This is a genomic window from Ruegeria sp. CH2 (assembly GCF_056537065.1).
The window spans coordinates 393,849-417,169 of the sequence record NZ_JBQFQV010000001.1; the positions used below are offsets into that span (position 1 = coordinate 393,849).

The 23,321-nt window shown below is 57.4% G+C and carries 21 protein-coding genes and 1 tRNA gene; 5 read left to right on the plus strand and 17 right to left on the minus strand.

From position 1 onward, the window contains the following. Window positions 1-17 precede the first annotated feature (17 nt). The 7 genes from ACR0M9_RS01965 to ACR0M9_RS01995 all read right to left on the minus strand — a co-directional run bounded on the left by ACR0M9_RS01965 (window position 18) and on the right by ACR0M9_RS01995 (window position 6,383). Window positions 18-998, minus strand: a complete 981-nt coding sequence (locus ACR0M9_RS01965) for an alcohol dehydrogenase catalytic domain-containing protein (protein WP_480772722.1) — start codon at window positions 996-998, stop codon at window positions 18-20. Continuing rightward, on the minus strand, window positions 995-1,756 hold the full coding sequence (locus ACR0M9_RS01970; protein ID WP_480772723.1) for an SDR family NAD(P)-dependent oxidoreductase: 762 nt from the start codon (window positions 1,754-1,756) through the stop codon (window positions 995-997). Before ACR0M9_RS01970 ends, ACR0M9_RS01965 begins: the two co-directional genes overlap by 4 nt. Further along, the gene (hisD, locus tag ACR0M9_RS01975) at window positions 1,749-3,056 is read right to left on the minus strand and encodes a histidinol dehydrogenase (RefSeq protein ID WP_209503872.1); all 1,308 of its coding nucleotides are present in this window, start codon (window positions 3,054-3,056) and stop codon (window positions 1,749-1,751) included. Before hisD ends, ACR0M9_RS01970 begins: the two co-directional genes overlap by 8 nt. Before the next feature lie 12 nt (window positions 3,057-3,068). Continuing rightward, window positions 3,069-4,397 (minus strand): TRAP transporter large permease, encoded by a 1,329-nt coding sequence (locus ACR0M9_RS01980; RefSeq protein WP_267366028.1) that lies wholly within the window; start codon window positions 4,395-4,397, stop codon window positions 3,069-3,071. An 11-nt stretch (window positions 4,398-4,408) separates the two neighbouring features. Beyond that, window positions 4,409-4,921, minus strand: coding sequence for a TRAP transporter small permease (locus ACR0M9_RS01985; RefSeq protein WP_480505117.1), 513 nt, complete (start codon window positions 4,919-4,921; stop codon window positions 4,409-4,411). A gap of 107 nt (window positions 4,922-5,028) precedes the next feature. Continuing rightward, a complete protein-coding gene (locus ACR0M9_RS01990) occupies window positions 5,029-6,174 on the minus strand; it encodes a TRAP transporter substrate-binding protein (protein WP_480772724.1) in 1,146 nt (381 codons plus the stop codon). 23 nt (window positions 6,175-6,197) lie between these two features. Next, complete coding sequence (locus tag ACR0M9_RS01995; protein ID WP_267366030.1) at window positions 6,198-6,383, minus strand: hypothetical protein; 186 nt, start codon at window positions 6,381-6,383, stop codon at window positions 6,198-6,200. A 134-nt stretch (window positions 6,384-6,517) separates the two neighbouring features. On the opposite strand from ACR0M9_RS01995, the gene ACR0M9_RS02000 reads away from it, so the two are divergent. The 3 genes from ACR0M9_RS02000 to ACR0M9_RS02010 all read left to right on the plus strand — a co-directional run bounded on the left by ACR0M9_RS02000 (window position 6,518) and on the right by ACR0M9_RS02010 (window position 10,796). After that, a complete protein-coding gene (locus ACR0M9_RS02000) occupies window positions 6,518-7,540 on the plus strand; it encodes a LacI family DNA-binding transcriptional regulator (RefSeq protein ID WP_480772725.1) in 1,023 nt (340 codons plus the stop codon). Window positions 7,541-7,907: 367 nt separating this feature from the next. Next, entirely contained in the window at window positions 7,908-9,131 is a 1,224-nt protein-coding gene (locus ACR0M9_RS02005; RefSeq protein WP_480772726.1) for an APC family permease, read from the plus strand. Window positions 9,132-9,179: 48 nt separating this feature from the next. Next, window positions 9,180-10,796, plus strand: coding sequence for an MFS transporter (locus ACR0M9_RS02010; RefSeq protein ID WP_480772727.1), 1,617 nt, complete (start codon window positions 9,180-9,182; stop codon window positions 10,794-10,796). On the opposite strand, the gene ACR0M9_RS02015 is transcribed toward ACR0M9_RS02010, so the two are convergent. The 7 genes from ACR0M9_RS02015 to ACR0M9_RS02045 form a co-directional block, all read right to left on the minus strand. Further along, window positions 10,797-12,389: a trypsin-like peptidase domain-containing protein gene (locus ACR0M9_RS02015; protein ID WP_480772728.1), complete on the minus strand. Its 1,593-nt coding sequence runs from the start codon at window positions 12,387-12,389 to the stop codon at window positions 10,797-10,799. Window positions 12,390-12,579: 190 nt separating this feature from the next. Then, window positions 12,580-12,653: transfer RNA gene (locus tag ACR0M9_RS02020), tRNA-Gly, on the minus strand. 69 nt (window positions 12,654-12,722) lie between these two features. Continuing rightward, window positions 12,723-13,550, minus strand: a complete 828-nt coding sequence (locus ACR0M9_RS02025; protein WP_267365940.1) for a polyphosphate kinase 2 family protein — start codon at window positions 13,548-13,550, stop codon at window positions 12,723-12,725. Between the two features lie 126 nt (window positions 13,551-13,676). Next, on the minus strand, window positions 13,677-14,732 hold the full coding sequence (locus ACR0M9_RS02030; RefSeq protein WP_480772729.1) for a methyltetrahydrofolate cobalamin methyltransferase: 1,056 nt from the start codon (window positions 14,730-14,732) through the stop codon (window positions 13,677-13,679). 9 nt (window positions 14,733-14,741) lie between these two features. Next, window positions 14,742-15,668 (minus strand): methylenetetrahydrofolate reductase, encoded by a 927-nt coding sequence (locus tag ACR0M9_RS02035; protein WP_480505105.1) that lies wholly within the window; start codon window positions 15,666-15,668, stop codon window positions 14,742-14,744. 25 nt (window positions 15,669-15,693) lie between these two features. Next, complete coding sequence (locus tag ACR0M9_RS02040; protein ID WP_209503861.1) at window positions 15,694-15,990, minus strand: virulence factor; 297 nt, start codon at window positions 15,988-15,990, stop codon at window positions 15,694-15,696. Between the two features lie 249 nt (window positions 15,991-16,239). Next, window positions 16,240-18,126, minus strand: coding sequence for a PhoX family protein (locus tag ACR0M9_RS02045; RefSeq protein WP_480772730.1), 1,887 nt, complete (start codon window positions 18,124-18,126; stop codon window positions 16,240-16,242). A 178-nt stretch (window positions 18,127-18,304) separates the two neighbouring features. On the opposite strand from ACR0M9_RS02045, the gene ACR0M9_RS02050 reads away from it, so the two are divergent. Together ACR0M9_RS02050 and ACR0M9_RS02055 are read left to right on the plus strand one after the other, a co-directional pair. After that, window positions 18,305-19,417, plus strand: a complete 1,113-nt coding sequence (locus ACR0M9_RS02050; protein ID WP_267365936.1) for a Ppx/GppA phosphatase family protein — start codon at window positions 18,305-18,307, stop codon at window positions 19,415-19,417. Further along, the gene (locus ACR0M9_RS02055) at window positions 19,417-20,133 is read left to right on the plus strand and encodes an RlmE family RNA methyltransferase (RefSeq protein ID WP_267365935.1); all 717 of its coding nucleotides are present in this window, start codon (window positions 19,417-19,419) and stop codon (window positions 20,131-20,133) included. The genes ACR0M9_RS02050 and ACR0M9_RS02055 overlap by 1 nt, the downstream gene beginning before the upstream one ends. 2 nt (window positions 20,134-20,135) lie before the next feature. Here ACR0M9_RS02055 and ACR0M9_RS02060 read toward each other — a convergent pair whose 3' ends face one another. The 3 genes from ACR0M9_RS02060 to ACR0M9_RS02070 form a co-directional block, all read right to left on the minus strand. Further along, window positions 20,136-20,327: a hypothetical protein gene (locus ACR0M9_RS02060; protein ID WP_480480831.1), complete on the minus strand. Its 192-nt coding sequence runs from the start codon at window positions 20,325-20,327 to the stop codon at window positions 20,136-20,138. 87 nt (window positions 20,328-20,414) lie between these two features. Further along, window positions 20,415-22,316: a multiheme c-type cytochrome gene (locus tag ACR0M9_RS02065; protein WP_480480829.1), complete on the minus strand. Its 1,902-nt coding sequence runs from the start codon at window positions 22,314-22,316 to the stop codon at window positions 20,415-20,417. Continuing rightward, on the minus strand, window positions 22,313-23,179 hold the full coding sequence (locus ACR0M9_RS02070; RefSeq protein ID WP_480772731.1) for a YihY/virulence factor BrkB family protein: 867 nt from the start codon (window positions 23,177-23,179) through the stop codon (window positions 22,313-22,315). The genes ACR0M9_RS02065 and ACR0M9_RS02070 overlap by 4 nt, the downstream gene beginning before the upstream one ends. Window positions 23,180-23,321 lie beyond the last annotated feature (142 nt).

The window sequence follows — 23,321 nt, forward strand, 5'->3', positions numbered from 1 at the left end:
CTCCAGTTCTGTCAGGTTTATCCCCAGGGTCTCAGGATAATCTTCGGTGCGGCTACAGAGCCAGAGCGGATATCGCGAAACGCCTGCGCGCCATCGGCCAGTGCACGCTCATCAACCCAATTCAGGGCGCCAAGACGGCCGTCAAAGATCGCCTGAGCCGTGTCGCGGAAATCCTGCGCGGTGTAGGTGTAGGTTCCGATAAAGGTGATCTCCTGCAAGGTCATGCGACGCACGTCCAGACCTCTGGCATCTTCACCCAATCCGACATGCGCGATCACGCCACCCGGCGCGGCCAGGGCCGAAGCGACCGACCGTGTCGCGGCATATCCAACAGCATCAATGACCAACGGGAAAGACCCATTGGGCGCATCCACAAGTGCAAAACTTTCGATTTCCGCCAGATAAGTCCGGCGCAACGCGTTTGGTTCCGCGATTGTAACGTCTTCAATACCCTGCGCCCGCAGGGCCAAGGCCGCCGCAAGGCCAATAGCCCCTCCGCCAATCACCAAGGCGCGGCGGTCCATCGCAGAATGCTGAGCCTCGATCCCCAGTCTGACTGCGTGCCAGCTTACAGCCAGAGGTTCAGCCAGCGCAGCCTTGGCGAAAGGGACATCATCGGGCACGTCGACAAGATTTCTGCCTGGCATCGAGACATATTGCGCGAACGCCCCTTCGCGCGGTGGCATCGAGATGATCTGGCGGTCCGGGCACAGATTCTCGCGACCCGCCCGACATGCCGCGCATTGGCCACAGGTTACCAGCGGGTTGATCGTCACCCGGTCACCGGCGCGGATACCATCAGCTATGACACCGGCTGCCTCGTGCCCGAGGATCAGGGGCGCTGGGCGACGTGCATCATGGCCCAGATAGGCGTGCATGTCCGATCCGCAGATGCCAACCGCCTCGACCCGGATCAGGTGTTCCGATGCGCCCGGTTCGGCATTCGGCACATCGTCAAACACCATGTGTTCAACACCTTTGTAAACCAGAGCCTTCATTTGGCAGTAAACCCTCCGTCAACCATCAGAACCTGTCCCGTGACATAGTCAGACGCCCGAGAGCATAAGAACAGGATCGGTCCGTCGATATCCTGCATTCGTCCGTTGCGTCCGATACAGGTTTGCGCGGCGTTCCGTTCTGCGCGCTTGGGGTCATCGAACACGGCCTGAGTCAGTTCGGTGGGAAAGAACCCCGGCCCGATGGCGTTGGCGGTTATGCCGAAAGGCGACCACGCCTCGGCCATGGCGCGTGTCAACTGCCCGATCCCCGCCTTGGATGCGCCATAGGCGATACCACCTGGAAAAGCGCGCGTTGTTTGCAGCGAGGCGAAATTGACAATTCGCCCCCACCCCTTTTCCTTCATCGCCGGAACCATCGCCTGGCTGAGGAAGAACGGTGCGCTGAGGTTCAGGGCAAGCGTGGCATCCCACCCCTCAGGAGTAACATCATCCGCAGCCTCACGCGTGTTCACCCCAGCCGCATGGACCAGTATGTCCGGAGGGCCAAACTTGGAAGCGACGGCCTGTGTCAACGCATTTACCCCATCTCGATCTGCAACGTCTGCAACAACCGTTGCAGCGCGCGTGCCAATCTCGGCCTGCATCTGCGCCAATGCCTCGCTGCGCCGGGCTATACCGACAAGACGCGCACCTGCTGCGGCAAGAGTCCGTGCCACTTGCCGCCCAAGTCCCGAGCTGGCACCGGTGATACACGCCACCCGGCCAGTCAGGTCAAACAATGAGCGCGGGTCATCCATCGGCGGTCAAGTCGAATTGCTCGTCCGGGAAATACTTTGCAAGACGCACATCTGCGGCACGGGCGTGACCTTCCATTCCTTCCAACCGCGATATCCGCGCGGTCGCTTCGGCAATGGGCTTCGACCCTTCGCGCGTGGCCCTCTGCCACGTCACAATCTTCATGTATTTATGGACACTCAGCCCGCCAGTATAGCTGGCCGCGCCCGAGGTTGGCAGAACATGGTTCGTACCGGTCGCTTTATCTCCGTATGACACGGTTGTTTCCTCGCCCAGAAACAGCGATCCGTAACAGGTCAGCCGTTCCAGCCACCAATCCAGATCCTCAGCCTGAACCGTTAGATGCTCAGGTGCGTATTCGTCGGAACAGGCGGCCATCTCTTCGCGGTTGGAACAGACGATAACCTCAGCATAATCGCGCCATGCGGCCGAGGCGTTTTCGCGGTTCAATTCCGGCAGATCTGCGATCAGCGCAGGCACCAGTTCCATCACCTTTTGCGCAAGGTCGCGATCATCGGTGACCAGCCAGACCGGCGAGTTGTATCCGTGCTCGGCCTGACTGACCAAATCGGTGGCGACGACATGCGCATCGGCGGACTGATCGGCAAGGATCAAACTGTCGGTCGGACCTGCGATCATGTCGATACCAACCTTGCCGTAAAGGATGCGCTTGGCTTCGGCCACGAACTGATTGCCGGGGCCCACAAGGATGTTGGCGCGCGGTAGACCAAACAGGCCGTAGGTCATGGCGGCAACACCCTGCACGCCCCCCATAGCCAGAATGCTGTCGGCCCCGCAGATATGCGCCGCATAAACGATGGCAGGCGCAACCCCTTCGCCGGGACGCGGGGGCGAGCAGGCCGTGATGTGGCGACATCCCGCAACTTTCGCGGTGGTCACTGTCATAATCGCACTGGCGATGTGGCTGTATCGCCCCCCCGGCACGTAACACCCCGCAGCGTCCACTGGGATCGCCTTCTGCCCAGCAACGAAGCCTGGCACAATCTCGGTCTGGACGTCCGAAACGGTGGCTTTCTGCGTCTCGGCAAAGCGCCTGACATTGTCGTGGGCGAAACGGATGTCGGCTTTCAACTTTTCGGAAACTTTTGCACAGGCGGCCTCAATCTCAGCCGGGGTCAGCAAGACATTCCCTTCGTACTTGTCGAACTTGGCGGCGTATTCTCTTGCCTTTGCATCACCGCCCGCCTCGATATCGGTCAGAATTGTCTTCACCGTATCATGCACCTCTGAGGCGTGTGATTGAGCCGTTAAAGTTGCCTTTTTTAGATATTCACGAGGCATGTTCAGCAGGTCCTATTGGTAGATTTCAGGTAGCAATGTTGTCGACACGGCTGGCACGTAGGCGATCAGGATCACCACGATCAGCATGGTCAATACGAAAGGCACGGCTCGGGCGGCAATCTTCAGAATGGATTCACCGGTAATGCCAGATACGACGAACAGGTTCAGCCCCAGCGGCGGGGTGATAAAACCCACTCCCAGCGCGGTGATCATCATGATGCAGAACTGGATCTCGTTCATGCCGATATTGTCAGCCAGTGGTTTCAGGATCGGTGCCAGGATCACGATATTCGGTGTCGTCTCCATGACGCAGCCCGCTGCGATCAGGATGCCGATCATCAGCAGGATCAGCAGATACGGATCGTCTGTCAGCGAGGTCACCGAAGTGACAAACCCTTGCGGAACGCCCATGATCGCCAGCGCCTCGGCCAGCGGTGCCGAAAAGGCGATGATCGGCAGGATCACCCCGTTCACCTTGGCAGAACTGACCAGCATCGACGGAAAGTCGGCCAGTGTCAGTGTACGCAAGATGAAGCCCATGATGATGGTGACGACAACAGCCGTGGCACCAGCCTCAGTCGGCGTCAGGCGCCCCGAGAAGATACCGTAAAAGATAATCCCCGGTACGATAAAGGCATACCAGCCGGACCTGAGCGCCTTGCCCAGATTGGCCAACCACTCCCCCATGGTCATCATGCCGCCGCCTTCGTATGCATATAGGCGGTTCATGATGATGTTGGTGATCAGGATCGAGACCAGGATAGCCAGACCCGGGATCAGAGCGGCCAGAAAAAGCGTTGATGCGGAGATGCCCAGCACAAGGCCGATGATGATATAGGCGATTGAGGGCGGTATCAGGATGCCTGTGCAGGCACCGGCCGCGACCAGAGCACAGGCGTAGGGGCGCGGATACCCGCTTTCCACCAACCGGTTGATGGTCATCCGACCCACCGCAGCAGCCCCCGCAGCATCCGACCCCGAAATCGCGGCAAACATTCCGCAGACCAGCACCGTGGCCGATCCAAAGCCCCCCTTGGCGAAGCATGTCAAAGCCTCGGCAACATCCAGAAACTTGCGTGACAACCCTGTCCGAACCAAAACATCCCCGGTCAGGATAAACAAGGGCACAGCAGTCAGGGCAAAAGCGTCGATGCCAGTAAACAGGCTCTCTCCGACAAGGCTGAGCGGAAGGTCACCGGACATGATCAGCATTACGATCGCAGCCGTTCCAATGGCCGCCCAAACCGGTACGGCCAAAGCGATCAGGGCAACAAACAGGATCACCGGCAGATAAAAATCCCAGCCCAGTTCAACGGTTTGATTGAGGGAGTTCCAAAGCATCCGGTCTCTCCTCAGTCAAACAGTTTGTCGCCTTCGAAGACGGGCGTGCCGTCGCGAAGGCATTTCAGATCGCGTAACAGGGATTGGATCAGCCGCCAGATCATCAGGGCAAACCCGGTCGGCACAGCCATCAGGAACCAAACCTTGGAAATTCGCAAACCGTCCGTAACGGAACCAAACTTGGCCGAAACGTGAACCGCTTCATACGACCAGTAGAGTGCGATGATCGCCACCATGAACATCACCAGATCGCCGAAGATATAAAGCAGTGCTTTGGGGCGCGGCCCGACGTAGTGCATGATCACGTCGATCCGGATATGGGCGCGCTCTTTCACCGCGGCAGCCGCACCGATCCAGGCAAGGTAGATAAAGGAATACCGTACGATTTCTTCGCCCCAGATCGAGGAATAGGCGAATATCTCGCGCCGCAGCACCTCGATGGCCATGGTGATCACCAGCATCACGTAGAACACCAGCAGCAACCAGCGTTCGGCGTTTCGGTCAATGTTCTGAAGAACGGTCATCTGATCCTCCGGCGATGGAACAGCCAAGTCCGCACCTGCCTTGACGGGCCACTGTCGGCCGCGCAGTACAAGATCGTGGACGCCCGCAGGCGCCCACGGGTTTCACCTTAGGCGTCGTGGACGTAGTATTTGCCCTGCGTACCAGCCGCTTCGACCAGCTTCTCAAAGTTGTCCATCGAACCGGCCAGTTCCGTCTTGAACGGATCCCATTCCGAACGCTGATACCCACCGGCATCCTGCCATTCCGCCAGCTGATCATCGCTGAGAGAATGGAATTCAACACCAGCTTTGTTCAACTCGGCCATGGCATAGGCGCGGGCCGACGGAACCTTGGACAGGTTCTGATGCCCGGTCATCTCGGCACCCCACATGATGCCTTCCTGCACGTCTGCAGGCATCGAGTTGAACCACTCCAGATTACAGGAATACACTTGGCTGTCCGGAACGGCTTGCGTGAAGGTCACATGGCTAAGGATGTCCTTGAAACCGAAAACATAAAGCGCCCCGACCGACGGATCGAGCGCGTCGGCAACACCCTGCTTGATCGCCGAAGGTGTTTCACCCCATGCCACAGGCGTCGGGTTGGCACCGACCATACGATAGTATTGTTGCAGCATCTTCGATCCGGGAACACGGAACTTGATCCCACTCATGTCGCCCGGGGTTATGACCGCATTGCCACCCTGCCGGACAGCGACAACACGCGGATCGATATTCACATAGAACAAGGCCTTGAAGCCTGCCGCCTCGACCTTGGGGTGGACTTCGCTTTTCCACGTGTCCGAATGGACAAGGTTGGTGAAGCGCTGGTTCGATCCGCACAGATACGGCATGTTGATCAGGTCGACCGTGGACGCGAAAGGTGCAAAATTCGACAGCGAGTGCTGCGCGGCCTGAATGGTTCCACCCTGTACTTTCTGCACCAGCGCGCCGCCTGCGCCAAGCTGGCCGCCGGGGGCCAATTTGACATAGACCTTGCCGTTGGTAGCATTCTGGATGTTTTCCTTCAGGTCCAGCTGCATGATCGGATAGCTGCGCGACGCGCCCAGCACGTAGGCTGTAGCCACCGTCATAACGTGGTCTGCGGCCTTTTCGCGCTCACTCTCTTCTTTTGCGGTTTGCGCGGCAGCCTCGGAAGACCACAAAACACCCCCTGCTCCAGCAACCAATGCGGCCGTGAACGCGCCACTCGCGCTCAGCTTCAGAAAGTTGCGACGTTCTGTTGACGTCAGTTCAATCTCGTCGTTGTTCATGAATTGCCCTCCCAAGCAAAAGTTCAGCTGCCGTCTGTTGCGTTTCGGTCAGCTTCCTTTTTCAGAATCGCGACAACGAACAAAATCGACGCCGCGAACAGAACCAACATCTCTCCTACGTCACCAAGAAACGCGCGGCCTGCGAAAGCACCCAAAGCAACGTTGGCGAAATAGATCGCGAAAACGACGACAGATGCAGCAAGGACCATTTCCGGGACTCCCGTTCAGAATCGGCTCAACACCTTTGTAAGCGCTTACATCAATATTGCAAGCGCTTACATTGGTGCTTTCATCATTTGAAAAATGCGATTAACTTAAGCCAACTGGAATTGAGAGTTCGAGAATGTCAAAACATCGGTCTGCTCCGACACTGGATGACGTTGCCAAGGCCGCGGGTGTTTCGACCGCGACAGTGTCCCGGTGTCTGAACAACCCGCAACAAGTTGTTGAAGCAACGCGCAAGCGTGTCCTGTCGACGGTCGAGGAATTGGGGTACACGCCAAATTTCGCGGCCCGCGTGATGGCGGCCAAGCGGTCATTTACCATTGGCGCCATCATCCCCACCATGGAAAACGCGATATTCGCAAGGGGGTTGCAGGCGTTTCAGGAAGAGATACATCAGCGTGGTTACACGCTGCTGGTCTCCAGTTCAGCCTATGAGCCCGAAGCGGAAAAGGATCAGATCCGAACCCTGGTCGCACGGGGTGCGGATGGGCTGTTATTGATCGGTCATGACAGGGACGCAGATATTTACGATTATCTGGACAGACGGAAAGTGCCCGCGCTGGTTGCCTGGTCCTTTCTGCCGGATAAACCTGTGCCGTCAGTTGGGTTCGACAACCGCAAGGCCATGAAAGCGCTGGCAGACCAGATCATCAGACAGGGACATACGCGTCTTGCGACGATATCGGGTATCAGTTCGGGTAATGACCGGGCGCGGCTCAGGATCGCTGGGATAAAAAGCGCCATGGCTGAACACGGCCTGCAGCCGGATGACCTAATGGTGATCGAAACCACGTATGAATTCGAAAATGGCGCGACGGCATTCAGGGATCTCATGGCGACTGACATGCCGCCGACCGCAGTTTTGTGCGGAAACGATGTTCTGGCAGTCGGCGCATTGAGGCAGGCGCAGAAAATGGGGCTCCGAGTGCCCGAAGACGTGTCGGTTACAGGCTTTGACGACATCGAAATCGCGCGCATTGTCAGCCCTGCCCTGACAACGGTTCATGTGCCCCACCGTGAAATGGGTCAAAAGGCTGCGCAGGAGTTGATACGAATGATCGAAACGAACTCTGCGGGCCAGTCTTTGGAGCTTTTGACCCATTTGGTCACCCGAGACTCCTTGCTTGACCGCATTCCTTAAGGCTCAGAAAGTTCGGCGGTTCATTGCGTGTAAAAGGCGCACCGGTCTACGATTCAGTGTGACGATCCGCTTTCATTGACCTGAGTCAAAGCACGCAAAGTGACCACATAGTGAAGTACGAATATATCAACGGGCCCGACGCTCACCTGCCTGACCCCAAGCAAATTTACCGGTGATCAGTACTTCAACGGCGCGAAGGTTTCACTCCACGGGCGCGGCAAATGCGAGGCGCGCTCTTCTGCCGACTACGCTCTGGCTTCTCGGGACCAACCGCACGTCAGTCACTCATATGATCGAGGCAACGGGACCAAGCATAGAAACTTTAATGTCAAACCAAGACACGCAACGCATTCCAATTGGCGGATAGATGATGTCCATCGTTGAACAAAAGACACCAAAGCTGCGGCGGGCGCTGACGACCCCGCTGCTCACGCTCTATGGGCTTGGGGTAACCGTGGGCGCTGGAATTTACGTGCTTGTTGGTGCGACGGCCGGGATAGCGGGCCCGTATGCCGCTGTTTCGTTCCTGATTGCCGCGCTTGTTGTTGCGCTGACTGCCCTGTCCTACGCAGAACTGGCAACCCGATATCCTGTGAGTGCGGGTGAAGCCGCTTATGTCGAAGCAGGGTTTCAGAAAAGCTGGATGGCCGTTCTGGTTGGTCTCGCGGTGGCCGCCTCGGGCATCATCTCGGCCTCGGCCGTGGCTATCGGGGCCGCGTCGTACCTTCAAACGCTTACAGGTTTAGGCATTTCAAGTCTGACAATCGGTGTAGTTCTGATCATGGGGCTGATCGCCCTATGGGGGATCACGCAGTCGGTAATGGTGGCGGCAGTCATTACCATCATAGAGATCAGCGGGCTACTTGTCGTTATTGGTTGGGGCCTGTCCCTTCCTGAGCCTCAGGGCTATGCGCTCACCCAGATGGTTCCCGGGCTGGACCCAAACGCCTGGAGAGGGATTTTGGCCGCTTCGCTTCTGGCGTTTTTCGCCTTCGTGGGTTTCGAGGACATGGCAAATGTCGCTGAAGAAGTTAAAGACCCCGCCGGAACAATCCCGAAAGCGATCCTGTTGACGCTTGTTCTGGCCACGGTCTTGTATCTTGGTACGTCCATGACTGTTCTGTATGTGGTGCCGATCGATGTCCTTTCGACGTCCGCCGCACCGCTGGCCCTGATCTTCACGGACGCGCCCGACGTTATCCAGCAAGGGTTTTCGGCCATTGCCATCGTAGCCACAATCAATGGCGTTCTGATCCAGATGATCATGGCATCCCGCGTGATTTACGGGCTCGCGGATCGAGATCATTTGCCAAAGTTTCTGGCTACGGTATCTCAGGTCACTCAGACACCAACGGTAGCGACAATCATGGTCACGGCGATAATCCTGTTGCTGACCCAAACGATTCCAATCGCCATTCTGGCCGAGCGCACGTCGCAAATTGTTCTGGGGGTCTTTGTGCTGGTCAATCTTTCACTGATCCTTTTGAAGACCCGGGCTGAAACCGATGAACCGCAGTTCCGCGTGCCTCTTGTTGTTCCCCTCTTTGGGGTGGTGACCAGTTTGTTGCTTTTTGCGTCCGCGTTTCTGTAAGCCTGTATCATTGGGTCAAGGAAATCCTGCGATGCGATTTACGTGAACATGACCACTGACCAGCCTTCTACAGGAGCGCCGCTTTCTGCATGGTGGCACAGAACCTTTGTTGATCTGGCCCGACAGATGCGATGGTCCTACCTGCCACCGCTCATGGTCTACTTTGCCGCCGGGGTTTCTGGCCTGACATCGGTCGTCGGCGCCTTTTTTCTTAAGGACTATCTTAACCTATCCGCTTCCTTTGTTGCCGGGCTCGCGTTTTGGGCCGGGCTTCCCTGGATCTTGAAAATGCCACTGGGTCATATCGTTGATCTGTTTTGGCGGTGGAAGTCATTGCTGATCCTATTGGGGGCGACCATAATCACCTTGTCCCTGCTCACCATGTACGGGCTTGTAGCCTTTCCCGGACATATGGCTGATGTCATGCCGCTGGAACACTGGTATATCATCGCCCTGCTCTTGGCGCCTTCCGGCTATGCCATTCAGGATGTCGTCGCCGACGCGATGACGGTCGAGGCCGTTCCAAAGATCAATCCCGACGGGCAGCCGTTTTCGCCCGAGGAAACCCGTGCGCAGCATACAACAATGCAAACACTGGGCAGGATCGCCATTTTCTCGGGATTCGCTGCCGTAGCCGCGGTCAATATCTGGGTGTTCTCGGGAACCGAGGGCATGCAGAAATCAGACCGTCTTGCATTGTATGGCAACGTCTATCTGATCGCGCTTGTCATTCCGCTGTTGTCCGTCAGCGGTGTGGTTTTGCACGGTTTGATACAGCGTCAACATCTTCGCCTAGGTCATCTCCCGCATACCCCTGACGAAACCACCGAGGTTAAATGGCCGATCCTGCTGGGCGGTCTCGCCTTTGTTGTACTGAGTATCGTATTGGGAACATCGAATTTCCATCTTGCCCAGGAAACTATATTTGTAGTCTCACTGAGTGTGATCTTGTACCTGATGTCGCGCTTGGTGAAGGAACTGAACCCAAATCAGGCAAAGGCTCTGATTGGTACGGCGATAATCATTTTCGTGTTTCGTGCGGTTCCCCTGCCCGGGCCGGGGCTGACCTGGTTCGAAATCGACGAGTTGGGGTTTGACGAGCAGTTCCTGGCAATCCTGGCGCTTCTGACGTCCCTGCTCGCACTGGTCGGGCTCATCGTCCTGAGACCGTTTATAGCCAACCGCTCGATTGCGCAGGTCGTCATCATTCTGACCATCGCGTCGGGGGTCCTCGCCCTGCCCAACCTTGCGCTGTATTACGGCGTGCATGAATGGACATCTGCGCATACCGGCGGGATCGTAGACGCAAGGTTCATTGCAATCCTCGACACCGCAGTTGAATCCCCGCTGGGTCAAATCGCGATGGTTCCGATGCTGGCCTGGATCGCACGTAATGCTCCTGTGCATCTGAAGGCAACTTTCTTTGCCGTCATGGCGTCATTCACCAACATGGCCTTGTCGGCCAGCAGTTTGGCAACGAAATACATGAACCAGATTTTCGTGGTGTCGCGCGCGGTAACCGACCCGGAAACCGGTGTCGTCACATCGATTGCCGATTACAGCCAACTTGGACACCTGTTGATCGCCGTAGCCGTGACTTCCGTAATCGTTCCGTTGACGGTCGTATTCTTTGTTCAAAAATCGCCGTTCCAGACCAGTGATTGATTACTGGCTGACAGTTTCATTCAGCAAGGTTTTCAGATGCAAAACCGGAACCCCGATGTTTGACCCCCCGAACTCTGGCAGGATCGCGGCGTTAATCGCGACCACCTCTCCCTTGCGGTTCAGGGCCGGCCCTCCGCTTCCTCCTGACGTTGTTTCTGCGTCGTAAACGACTGCACCAGGGCTTGTCTGCGCCACGATTCCTCGGCTGGCGAGAGGTTGAACCTGGTTTTGAGCAGATAACCGTGCGGCGATCGTCCAGAAATTGACGGACCCGTCTTTCTCGAGCGTTTTCAGAAATTCCGGCCCCGCCTGCGCAATTAACGCTTTCAGGCCAGTAGGATACCCCAGAAGAAAGACTTCGTCACCGCTGCGAGGAAGGTCATCGGCCAGTCGTAATCCCAGCCCCTCGATACGGTTTGGATCAACCGACAAAAGTGCCAGATCAGCGGTTTCACTGATCCGGTCCAAAGTGGCCTCGATCGGATCGGCCTGACCTGGCAGATAGGCCAGCAACCGCAGCATCTCGGCCTCAAGACCTGCGTTTTTCAGCGCCTGAGCCTTGTCGCCGGATGTCCAGGGCAAGGCAACGTGGCGGTTGGTGGCCAACAGCGGCGTACCCTCCAGCAGAAACCCGGTGCCGGTGAACTGGAACTCCGCGGGCTCACCTGTTGCGTCCGGTTCGATCCAGGGTTGACCGAAGGGTGTTTGCAACTTCTCTCCGTTCGGGCCCAACACATGGCGCAGCAGTTTACCGCTTTCGATATGACGTAATCCGTAGGCGCCCTGAATGAAAGCCACGGATTGAGTAGAGGCGGTGATAACCCGCGTGGACGCCCCCGCGCGCTGTTCAAGGGTACCCAACCGCTGCTCGGTTGATATCAGTTGGTTCTGAAAGGCATCCCTCAACGCCACAAGGTCTTCTGGGGTCAGCACATCTTCCCGCGTCTGGCTAAGCATGGCCGACACCGCTTCGATCTTGCGGGCTTCCTGTTGCAGGCTGTCGGCCAGTCTACGGTCGTTTTGATAAAGCAGGAACAGCAGACCTGCGATCAGCGCAATCGCTGCAACGACCGTAATCCTGAAGAACATAGTGGTTTGAGAAACAAGCCTTCGCCCACTCTCACGCAGCGCACCCGACATTCTTTGGGCAAAGGGCCGGCGACTTGACCGCGCATAAGCATAGGCGTCACTCAGGATATCCTCGACCGTGTGACGAATGGGAAACCTCTGAGTACAAATGCGGTATCGGGAGATCGGGCCCAATTCGCCAAATTCGATCACGTCGCCGTGTTTCAGCGTTGCCGACACAATCTTGTGGCCATTGACCCAGATGTCTTGCCCTGCCAGCGCGTTGAGCACATAGCCCCCCTCGAACCACTGAAGCGTTGCGATGTCTTCGTCATGGGGTGGTGTGTTGTCTTTCAGGCGCAGACCTAGCGCACGGCCTTCGCCAACAGAAACAGTCAATGCGCTGTCAACAAGCCAGGAAACCGTTCCACGGGACGGGCCGGTCAGGCTCTCCAGAAAGGCATGAACATCACCTGCGCAAGGCTCTTGGGGTGTACTCGTGCCGGTCTGATCAATTTCCCGCATAGTTGGGCTCTGCTCAACAGTGATGGGGTCACTCTATCATAAGACGCCCGGAATCCTACCAATCGCGAGAGGGATGCCCAAAACCGGAAATATCCACTGGCACAAGTCAATTTGGTGGAACGTCCCGATACGACCCCCATGCCTGCCGGAGCAGGCCTTCACCGGAAATCGCCGTCTGACCTGAAAGTTCTGGAGCGGGTAGCGGGAATCGAACCCGCGCGTTCAGCTTGGGAAGCTGACAGGCTACCATTACATCATACCCGCCGCACCCCTGAGATATAACCAGAGTTCCCTGACACGCAAGCCGGATCGTTTCAGGTTGCCCGGAAAAAGTCACTCGGTCCGCGCACGAAGACTGTCGATCAGCGAGTCATCTACATCCAAAGCCTGGATGGCCGCCTCAAGCGTGCGGCTGTCCAGATGTTGCGGGTTCAGATCGACCCCGGCTGAAAAGGCTTTGACAATGGCCTTCATGGCGCTGATGCGCGCGTATCTTTTGTTATTGGCCGGTATCACGTGCCACGGTGCCAGATCGGTCGACGTCCGGGCCAGCATTTCATCCACGGCGATCTCGGTATCATCCCATTTCTCGCGATTCCTGAAATCCTCGTATGTCAATTTCCAGCGCTTCAACGGGTTTCTTAGTCGTTCAGTAAACCGCTGCATCTGTTCATCTTCAGAGATGTGGAAGAACAGCTTGACGATCCGGGCACCATCGTCGACCAGCATGCGTTCGAAATCGTTGATTTCCTGATAAGCAGCGCGCCAGCGTGTTTCCGGGGTCAGGTTCTCGATCCTCTCGACCAACACGCGCCCGTACCAGCTGCGGTCGAAAGCGGATATCGCTCCGGACGGTGGCAAACGTTCCCAAAACCGCAGCAGGTAATGCCGGTTGAGGTAGTAGTTCCGGGGCGCCCCAATTGGCCAGACCTTAAAGCTGCGCGGGTCCAGAGCCTGGCTGATCCTGCGAATGGTTCCCCCCTTGCCTGCCGCATCCCAACCCTCGAACACCAGCACACCCTTGAGCCCGTGAAACAGATACGCTTGTTGAATCCTGGCCAGCTTGGCCTGAAGATCAATCAGTTGCTCGAAATACTCCTTTTTGCCCAACCGCTTGGTCAGATCCGCTTCTGAGAGTTTCGGGGGGTGATGTTTACGCATGGTGCCACCTGATCGTTGCGTCCCGGATCAGGATATCCTGAACCCTTGCGCAAAATCGACATTGATCAGAGTCAAACGAAAAAGGCCGGGCACAGTGCCCGGCCTTAGCTGTCTTTGTTGATGTAATCAGGCGCGGCGACGACGGCCACCGCCGCGACGACCACCGGCTGCGCCACCGGCCTCGTCAGGTGATTTGTTGAACCTGATCCACTCCCCACCATGCGGGTCGTTGTTGGTCAGCAGGTTGGCGGCGCGGATGGCCTCCATCTCCTTACCGGCGCGCGGCTTTGTGGAGCCCAAGCCGAACATCTGAACGAACGCCTCGTCATCCATGCCTTCGGGCAGGATGATGCCAGCTGCGGCAACGGCTTCTTTTTTCTCGGCAATTTTTGCCTGCGTCACTGGCAGAGCCACCGGGTTCATGATCGCCGAGGTCATGCCGGCACCCATTGCCATCGGCAGGAAGGCATTGTTGATGCCGTGGCGGTTCGGCAGACCGAACGAGATGTTGGACGCGCCACAGGTGGTGTTAACGCCCAGCTCCTCGCGCAGGCGACGGACCAGAGCAAACACCTGCTGACCGGCAGTTGCCATCGCACCGATCGGCATGACCAGCGGATCAACAACGATGTCGTGCGCAGGGATGCCGAAATCAGCGGCACGTTCAACGATCTTTTTGGCCACTTCGAAACGGACATCGGGGTCTTCCGAGATGCCTGTGTCGTCGTTCGAGATTGCCACAACAGGAACATTGTATTTTTTGACCAGCGGCAGAACCAGTTCCAGGCGCTCTTCCTCGCCCGTGACCGAGTTCAGCAGCGGGCGACCTTCCGCCGCCTCAAGACCCGCTTCCAGAGCACCGGGAACCGACGAGTCGATACACAGCGGAACTTCGACCAGACCCTGCACCAGCTCAACGATCTTGCGCATCAGCGGCGGTTCGGTCTCGTTCGGGTTGGGATTCGAGTTGTAGACGACGCCCGCATTGATATCCAGAACGGTCGCGCCAGCCGCTACCTGAGCCAAAGCATCTTTTTCAACGGTCGAAAAGTCGCCCGCCTCCAACTCGGCCGCCAACTTTTTCCGACCGGTCGGGTTGATCCGCTCACCGATCACGCAGAACGGTTCGTCAAAGCCCAGGACGGCTGTTTTTGTTTTTGATTCTACGACTGTTCGGGTCATGTCCGTTCCTTAGGAGGTTACAGGCTTTGCCGAAGCGCCGCCGTTATTGATCGCCCAGTTGGCGTTGGTTTTGATCCCGCCCAGCGGGAAGAAGTGCACGTTGGTGATGTTGAAATCCGGGTTGGCCGCTTTGTGGTTGGCCAGTTCGGTCACGACATCGGTCGGCTCGTAGGGCAGCAACAGCTTGGAAACATCCATGGCGCGCTTTTGCAGAACCTTCAGCGACGGCCCAACGCCGCACGCGATGGCGAACTTGATCAGGGTTTGCAGCTTGGCCGGGCCCGCGATTCCGATATGGATCGGCAGATCGATGCCCGCTTCTTTCAGGCTGTCGGCCCAGGAGATGATCGGCTTGGCGTCAAAGGCGAACTGTGTTGCCAGCGCCATTTCGGCATCCGTTGTCTCGTTGAATTTCTGCTTCCAGCGCAGGGCGTCATCGACATTCTTGGTGGACCCATCGGGATCGATGTCCTTGTTCCCCTCGGGGTGACCGGCAACATGAAGACGTTTGAACCCTGCCTTGTCGAACAGACCGGTTTCCATCAGCTGCATGGAACTGTCGAAATCGCCATGCGGCTTTGTCACGCCACCGGCCAGCAACAGCGCCTGTTCGACGCCCGCCTCGCCCTGGTACATCGAGATCCAGTTTTCCAACGTCGCCGCATCCTTGATGATCCGCGCCGGGAAGTGGGGCATGACAGGATAGCCTTCGGCTGCAATCCGCTTGGCTGTCTTGACCATATCTTCAATCGGGGTGCCTTCGATATGGGCAATGTAAACGCGTGTGCCTTCGGGCAGCAGCGCGCGGAAATCCTCGACCTTTTCGGCGGTCCGCGGCATGACCTCGATCGAATAGCCTTGCAGGAAGGCTTCGACGGTCGGGTTCACAGGGCTGTTTTCGACCACATCACGTTTCTTGAAGTTCAGCAAAGCCATTGAGGCCTCCCATTAAGATCCGGGCTTATGCCCAACCGTCATTTGCGATCAGCGCTTTAATGCGGTCCTGATCGTATTCCTTTTCCAGACGCAGGGCCTCGGCCTCGGCTACTTCTGCCGGGTCGCCATCAACCGCAAAAGGCTCGGCCTTGCGCCATTCGGCCAGATAGGCATCACTGTCCTTGGCGTTTACCTTCATGGCGGCGCGGTCGATGGCTTGCTCGAACCGTTCTTCCAATTGCCGCTTCGCGCCGCGACGGCCTTTGCCGACGATGACCTGAGCGGGAATGTCGCGCCAGTACACGATGGTGACGTCAGGCATTACTGTGATTCCTCCTTACCCGATGGGCCGGTTCTAAACTTCAATGTGGGGATGGGTCGGTCGGTTTTCGACACCCGGCGCTTTTCAAGCGACGTTTTCGCCCACGGTGGCGTGGCGGGGTTTTAACCCGTCTCGCGACGAAAACGCATACCAAAATTCTCATTGTCACTATGAGAGCGCTGCATAATGAACAAAAAGCCCCGGACGGCATGACCCGCCCGAGGCTTGATTCAGCGCGTCTTGCCAGGGTTAACCGACCAGCCCGCCGTCTAGACGAGTAACCGCAATGATGGCTGAACGTGGAACCGAGTTACCACCGTCGGGCCAGTGGCTGTTGCCGTCTTCACCGGGGTGCTGAATACCAACAAACATGGTGCGGCGATCCGGCGACCAGCTGAGCCCAGTGATCTCACACTCGTTCGGTCCAACCAGAAAACGACGGATTTCACCGGTAACCGGGTCGCCTGCCAGCATCTGGTTATTCCCCTGCCCTTCGAAGTCGCCCTCGTTGCTGTATTTGCCGTCGGTCTGGATCCACAGCAGGCCGTTGCTGTCAAACTTCAGCCCATCGGGCGAGTTGAACATGTTGTCGGCGTTGACATTGTCCGAACCGCCATACGCATCCTGATGCACGGTCGGGTTTCCGGCCAGTACATACAGGTCCCATTCGAAACCCGATTTGCCATGATCACCGCCTTCAGGACGCCAGCGCACGATCTGACCGTATTTGTTCGCCTCGCGCGGATTCGGCCCGTTGACCGAAGTGTCGTCGCCACCGGCATTCGGTTTCACACCGCGGTTCTTGTTGTTGGTCAGGCAGCAATAGACCTCGGGCGCGTTCGGATTGGCTGCAACCCATTCCGGGCGATCCATAGTGGTTGCGCCCACGGCCGACGCTGCCTGTCGCGTATGGATGCAGATTTCGGCCTGCGACGTCATACCCGTTGTTTCGGGGGTCAGGTCCAGCCACTCACCAGTCCCGTCGTCGTTGAACTTTGCAACCGACAACGTACCGTTCTCAAGCAGCGCTTTCGTATCCACACCAGCGGCATAAACACCTTCCGAGACGAAGCGATACAGGAACTCACCCCGTTCATCATCACCCATGTAGACGACGACGCGACCGTCATTGTTCACAATGGCCTCGGCGTTTTCATGCTTGATCCGACCAAGCGCAGTCAGCTTGCGAGGCGTCGAGGCCGGATCGGTTGGGTCGATTTCGACAACATAGCCAGCGCGGTTCGGCTCGTTGGGGTTTTTCGAGACATCGAAACGCTCGTCAATTCCGGCCCATCCGTATCCCCAGTCTTTGGACGAAACGCCATAGCGCTGAAGTTCGGCGCTGACTTCATGGTTTTCGTCTTCAGCCGAGAAGTAGCCGTTGAAATTCTCTTCACAGGCCAAATACGTCCCCCATGGGGTCATGCCGTTGCCACAGTTGTTCCAGGTGCCCTTAGAGGTGGTGCCTGTCGGATCAGCGGCAGTTTTCAACAGATCATGGCCCGCGGCAGGGCCCGTCAGTGACATGTCTGTCTGCGGCGTGATGCGGCGGTTATACGGGCTATCCTTAACAATGCCCCACTTGCCATCGGTAGCTGCAATCTCGACCACCGTCACACCATGCGCCATCATGCCTTTGGCAACATCGTCATCCGAGGCGGCCTTGGCGTCCGGGTTGTTTCCCCAAAGGATATCGCGATTGGTGTATTCGTTGTTTACGACCAGCAGAACGTGACCCTCGTGCAGAAACACATCCTGACCGTCGGTGTTATCACCGAATGCACGTTCCTGACTGGCGGCAGTTCCACGGGTGGCCGGATCGAATTCGGGCGCATCAGACCAAAGCGGATCACCCCAGCGCACCATCACCTCGGCCTGGTAGCCCGGCGGCACGATGACGTCATCGGCAGTTGACGCCGGAATCGCCTCGAACGCAAAGCGATCTGCGGCTGCACGTACACCAGTCGGAAGCAGCGCCCCACCCAACGCCGTGAAACTTCCCATCGCCAATACGCCGCCCAGAAACCCACGACGTGATAAGGCACGCTCAACGACGCGGTCAAACTCACATACCTCTGGGCGCGGATTCACCACTTCATCGAATTCGTCAAAGGTCAGGACACGTTCATCTTTCATGGCAGGCTCCGTCTGCGGCTAATTGCGATCAAGAATCCCTCAACCGGGATCAAAGTTCAAATCGCACCTCAGTATGAACGGCGTGTGACATCCAGACTAAATTCGAAATGGAAATCGCTTGCACGTCGGCGATGCGCCGCCTAGGGTCAAATCAACTCGAAAATCGGAGGGCGTTACGATGGCGCCCAAGCGTCCCAAAGGTGCGGGCGCGTTCCCGCAAGCGGTCGAAAGCCCCGCGCCGGCAAGACCCGATCCGGATGCCCTGTATGCGGCTCTGGATTTGGGAACAAATAGTTGCCGCATGTTGATAGCCCAGCCCAAGGGCAGCGGGTTTCATGTGGTTGACAGCTTCTCCAAGTCCGTGCAGCTGGGCGCGGGTCTGGAACGCACCGGACGTCTGTCGCGGGCGTCGATGGCACGCACCGTTCAAGCGCTGCGAATCTGTCAGCAAAAGCTGAAACGGAACAAAGTGAAACGGATGCGTCTGATCGCAACCGAAGCCTGCCGCCGCGCCAAGAATTCCCGCGAATTCATCCGACAGGTCAAACGCGAAACCGGGCTGACGCTTGAAATCATCCAACCCGAAGAAGAAGCCCGTTTGGCGGTGATTTCCTGCGCCCCGCTGGTGTCCACCAAGACCGAACAGCTGTTGGTTGTCGATATTGGCGGCGGTTCGACCGAGCTGGTCTGGATCGACATTTCGTCTGTCCCTCGCCGTGACCGCCCGGCTGCGATCATGCGTTTGCATAACGGATTTCACACGGTCGACAGCCCTTTTCCGGCTGCAAAAGTCGTGGACTGGATCAGCGTGCCGCTGGGTGTTGCCACGTTGCGGGATCAGTTCAATGACGTCGAAAACGACGCCGCGCGGTTTGCGTTAATGAGCTGGTTTTTCGAAGAAAACCTGGCCGATTTCGCACCTTACAAAGATGAACAAACCCGTGAAGGCTTTCAGATCGTCGGCACCAGCGGAACTGTCACTACGGTTGCGGCATCGCATCTGGGGCTCAAGCGGTATGACCGGACCAAAGTTGACGGGCTGCGTATGACCAGTGACCAGATTGACAAAGTGATACGCGGGTATTTAGAACTCGGCCCTCATGGGCGCCGCCGGGATCCTCGGATTGGGGAAGACCGGCAGGCCCTGATCATGTCCGGCTCGGCCATTTTGCAGGCATTGTTGCGCTGTTGGCCCACTGATCGCCTTTCCGTGGCAGATCGGGGGCTGCGCGAGGGCCTGCTTTATGCACAGATGAGCGCGGACGGGGTACTGGAAGACGGACCGTTCTGATGGCGAAGACACCAACTGGCAAAAACAACTCGGGGCGCGGGCAACGTGACCTGAAGGTAAAGGTAAAAACCGCTCGTGGTCGCAAGCTGAGTTCGACCCGCTGGCTCGAACGGCAATTGAACGACCCGTATGTCAAGCGCGCCCAGACCGAAGGATACCGTGGGCGGGCCGCGTATAAGATCATGGAACTTGACGACAAGTTCCGCTTTCTCGTACCCGGAGCACGGGTTGTTGATCTGGGATGCGCACCCGGTGGCTGGTGCCAGGTTGCAGTCAAACGGGTAAACGCGCTTGGTGAAAAATCGGGGAAACGGATCGGAACGGTGCTGGGCATCGACTTACAGGAAGTCGAACCGGTTGCGGGTGCCGATACCCATGTGCTGGACTTCATGGAGGATGACGCCGACCAGAAGGTCAAGGACTGGCTGGGTGGCAAGGCGGATGTTGTAATGTCGGACATGGCCGCGGCGTCCTCGGGTCACAAGCAGACCGACCATCTGCGGATCATCGCGCTGTGTGAAACTGCGGCCCATTTCGCCTTTGACGTGCTGGAAGAAGGTGGCACATTTGTAGCCAAGGTTCTTGCTGGCGGCGCCGAGGGCGATTTGCAAAAACTTCTGAAGCAGAAATTTCAGAAAGTGGCGCATGTGAAACCGCCCGCATCCCGTTCGGACAGCTCCGAGAAATTCGTTATAGCAACCGGGTTTCGCGGCTGAACTTAATCTTCCAAACGGATACGGTTTCCGGTCAGACGTTGTTCACGCAACGACGTGGCCGCCATACCCTGCAACATCAGAGTATCCCCGTGCGAAACATATACAGGCTCGCGATTGCGCAGCTCTTCAATGCGCTGCGCCAGCGTAGCAGGGTTCGGCCCGGTTGCTTTCTGTCTTGTTGACTCAGTGGACATGCATCACCTCAATACAACAGTTCTGAAATGCTGTTAGCGTAAAATCTTGCCGTGAAGATGGAACAAATCGGGCAAGCCTGTGCCGGATCAGGGGCCCAGTTGTTGCAACAATTGCAGCAAGGCCGGGTCATCGGGCAACCTGATCAAGGCTTCGCGTAAGGCGATACGTGCGGCTTCCGGGCCGCTGTTGATCTGAGCCAGCTGTACCACCATGGGCCACGCTTCGGCGCGCTGAGGGTCCAGCGCGACAACCTCGCGAAAGGCCCGTTCGGCGGCCGGGGCGTTGCGCAGCGTCAACGCCATGCCCCCCAGAACCAGATGCGTTTCAGGGGCATCCAGCCTGTTCGAGATCGCCGCCTGCCACTCGGCCATACCCTGCCCGGCCAGACCCTGTTGCTGAGGCGTCAGAGCTTGAGGAGGGATACTCAGATACTCCTTGGCGGCGGCAATGCGAACGTTGCGAAAAGGATCAGACAAAAGTGGCTCTAACCTTTGCGCACGATCCGTAGGGCTCGCCTGACGCTGCAAGGCTGCTGCATTTGCGCGTATCAGCGGATCGTCTTCCTGCAACAGTGGCGCTGTGCGCGCGGCAACTTCGGGCGAGCCAAAAGGTTGCAGCAAATACGCCGCTGTTGCGCGCACGATAGCGGGTTGCGAGGGATCCGTTGCGACAGAAATCAAACCCTCTGGCGTATTCAACTGACCATCGGCAGCAGCTTTGAATACCGTACCAAAATGTGCGCCCCGATTGGCTGTGTCAGGAAACCACCCTTTGATCCGGCTGGCAGCCCAGACCTGATCCTTATTCTGGTGGCAATCAGTGCAGGCATCAGCCCCTAATCCCAAATCCGGTCGCGGCACGCGAAAGCTGTGATCCCGGCGACCGTCCACTCCCATATAAGTGCGTTCGATCATGTGGCAGCTTTTGCACTGGGCACCCGCGCTATCCATAACGTGATGATGGTGACTGGGGGTATCGTATTCCTGTTTCGCTAGCGTCGGGAATTCAGGGTTTGCGGCCGTGGAATGACATTGCGTGCAAATACCGTTGCCTTCGGCCTTCAACTGCGCGCTGTGTGGCTCGTGGCAGTTCATACACCCGACCCCTCGGGCATACATTTTGGATTGCAGGAATGAGCCGTAAACGTAGACCTCATCAAGTATTTGCCCGTCCGGATGATACGAACCGGGCCGCAACACAGCCAGGTTATAGGCATCATGATACGGGGTTCCCGGCAAAGGATTTCCGTTGCCGTGCGCCTCGCGCCGCGAATGACATCCGGCGCATTGCTGGATCTCGGCCTCGGTCTGGCCCTTGCCCCAGCTCATCGAAAAGCCTCTATCACTCAGACCCCCGGCAACGCCCTGCCCTTTGGTCCAATCGATATGTGCCGACCCCGGTCCATGGCAAGCTTCGCAGCCAACTCCAATCTCAGCCTGTCGGGAAGAGTATGTTCTGGATTGCGCGTCGTAGTTCTTTTCAAACCCTGTGGCGTGACATTCGGCGCAGCGCGCGTTCCAGTTCTTGTAAGGGCCCGTCCAGTGCAGCCCGTCTTCTGGCGGCAGATCCTGATCGGGGTATAAGTGATACCAGCGCTTCTGCTCGGTATCCCAGACCACATCAAAACTTTGCAACCGCCCCGGTTCGGTTTCAAACAGAAATTGTTGCAGAGGCGTAATCCCAACGACGGAATGCACATCATATGCCGTCGTCGCACCGTCTTTTTCAGTTACACGAGCTGTGAACCTGTCTGCCTGTTTAGTGAATTCAACCGTCATCCCGTTCTGCACGAACCGGGTTCCATCGAAATCGGCGACCAGATGGCCGTCGCCAACTTCCGTCCAGGCCAAGGCATGATGAGACGAAGCCCATGCCTCGGCCTCGCGTTGATGGCAGTCCGAACATTGATCCGACCCGACATATTCCAGTGACTGCGCCTGCCCTTCACTTGCGAGGGTTAAGCAAGCCGCCAGAATGGCAAATCTCATGCCATATCTCCTTCAGCGGCGTTCCGAAGGTCGATTAATGCGCCGTTGTATTCAGCGCCAAGGATCAGCATCGCAGAACACAGATACAGGAAGATCAGCGCAGCCATTGCCCCGGCCAAACCCGCATATGTGGCACTGTAGGTGGCGAACTGGCTGATATAGACTGAAAATGCCCATCCGCCAGCTGCCCACAAAACCAATGTCAGTATGACGCCGGGCAGGATCTGGGTCAGGCTGTGCCTGCGGGTTGGCAGGATTAGATGAGCCAGCAGGACGGTGCCTGCCGGAACGGCCACGGTAAACGTCCACCGCAGGCGATCTACGGACAGCCAGTCCGCTACCGGAGCTTCGGTATGCTCTGCCACCAGTTTCGTGTAGACCGGCAAGACCACCTCGACCGTTGCAATAACAAGGATTGCCGAACCGCCAAGGATAACCAGAACCAGACACAAAAGCCGGGTCTTCCAAAAAGGCCAACTGTCCTGATCGTGATAGGCCTGATTCATCGCAGCGCGAACTGCGGCAACCCCGTTGGAGGCAAAGTAGATCGCAAGTAAGCCACCCAGCGTAATCACACCCGACCCTGCCCCGGCCAGAACGGCACGCAATTCGGCCACGATAGGGTCCGCAACATCCTTGGGCCATGCCCCGAACAGCAGATCAATCAACTCATCAGTGACATAGTCCTGCGACAATGCCCCGGCCAGCGCCACGGTGAACAACACAAAGGGAAACAGGGCCATCATCAGCGACATGGCGACGTGGCTGCTCATGACAGGTCCGTTTTTCCTGACGAACCGGCGAAGTGCCAGCCACAGTGCCTGAAGCGGGCGGCCAATCGGGGGAATCGTGGGCTTTGTCATCCTGCAACCCTAACCTGCCGAAATAAAACACAGAACCCGTCATCGGTATCAAAGTGACAAATGCCGATCTGCAAACGGCTGACTGCATTGCTAAAAACGGATTGCAGGTGCAGGATTGGAAAAAGCGGGGCGATCACCAGCC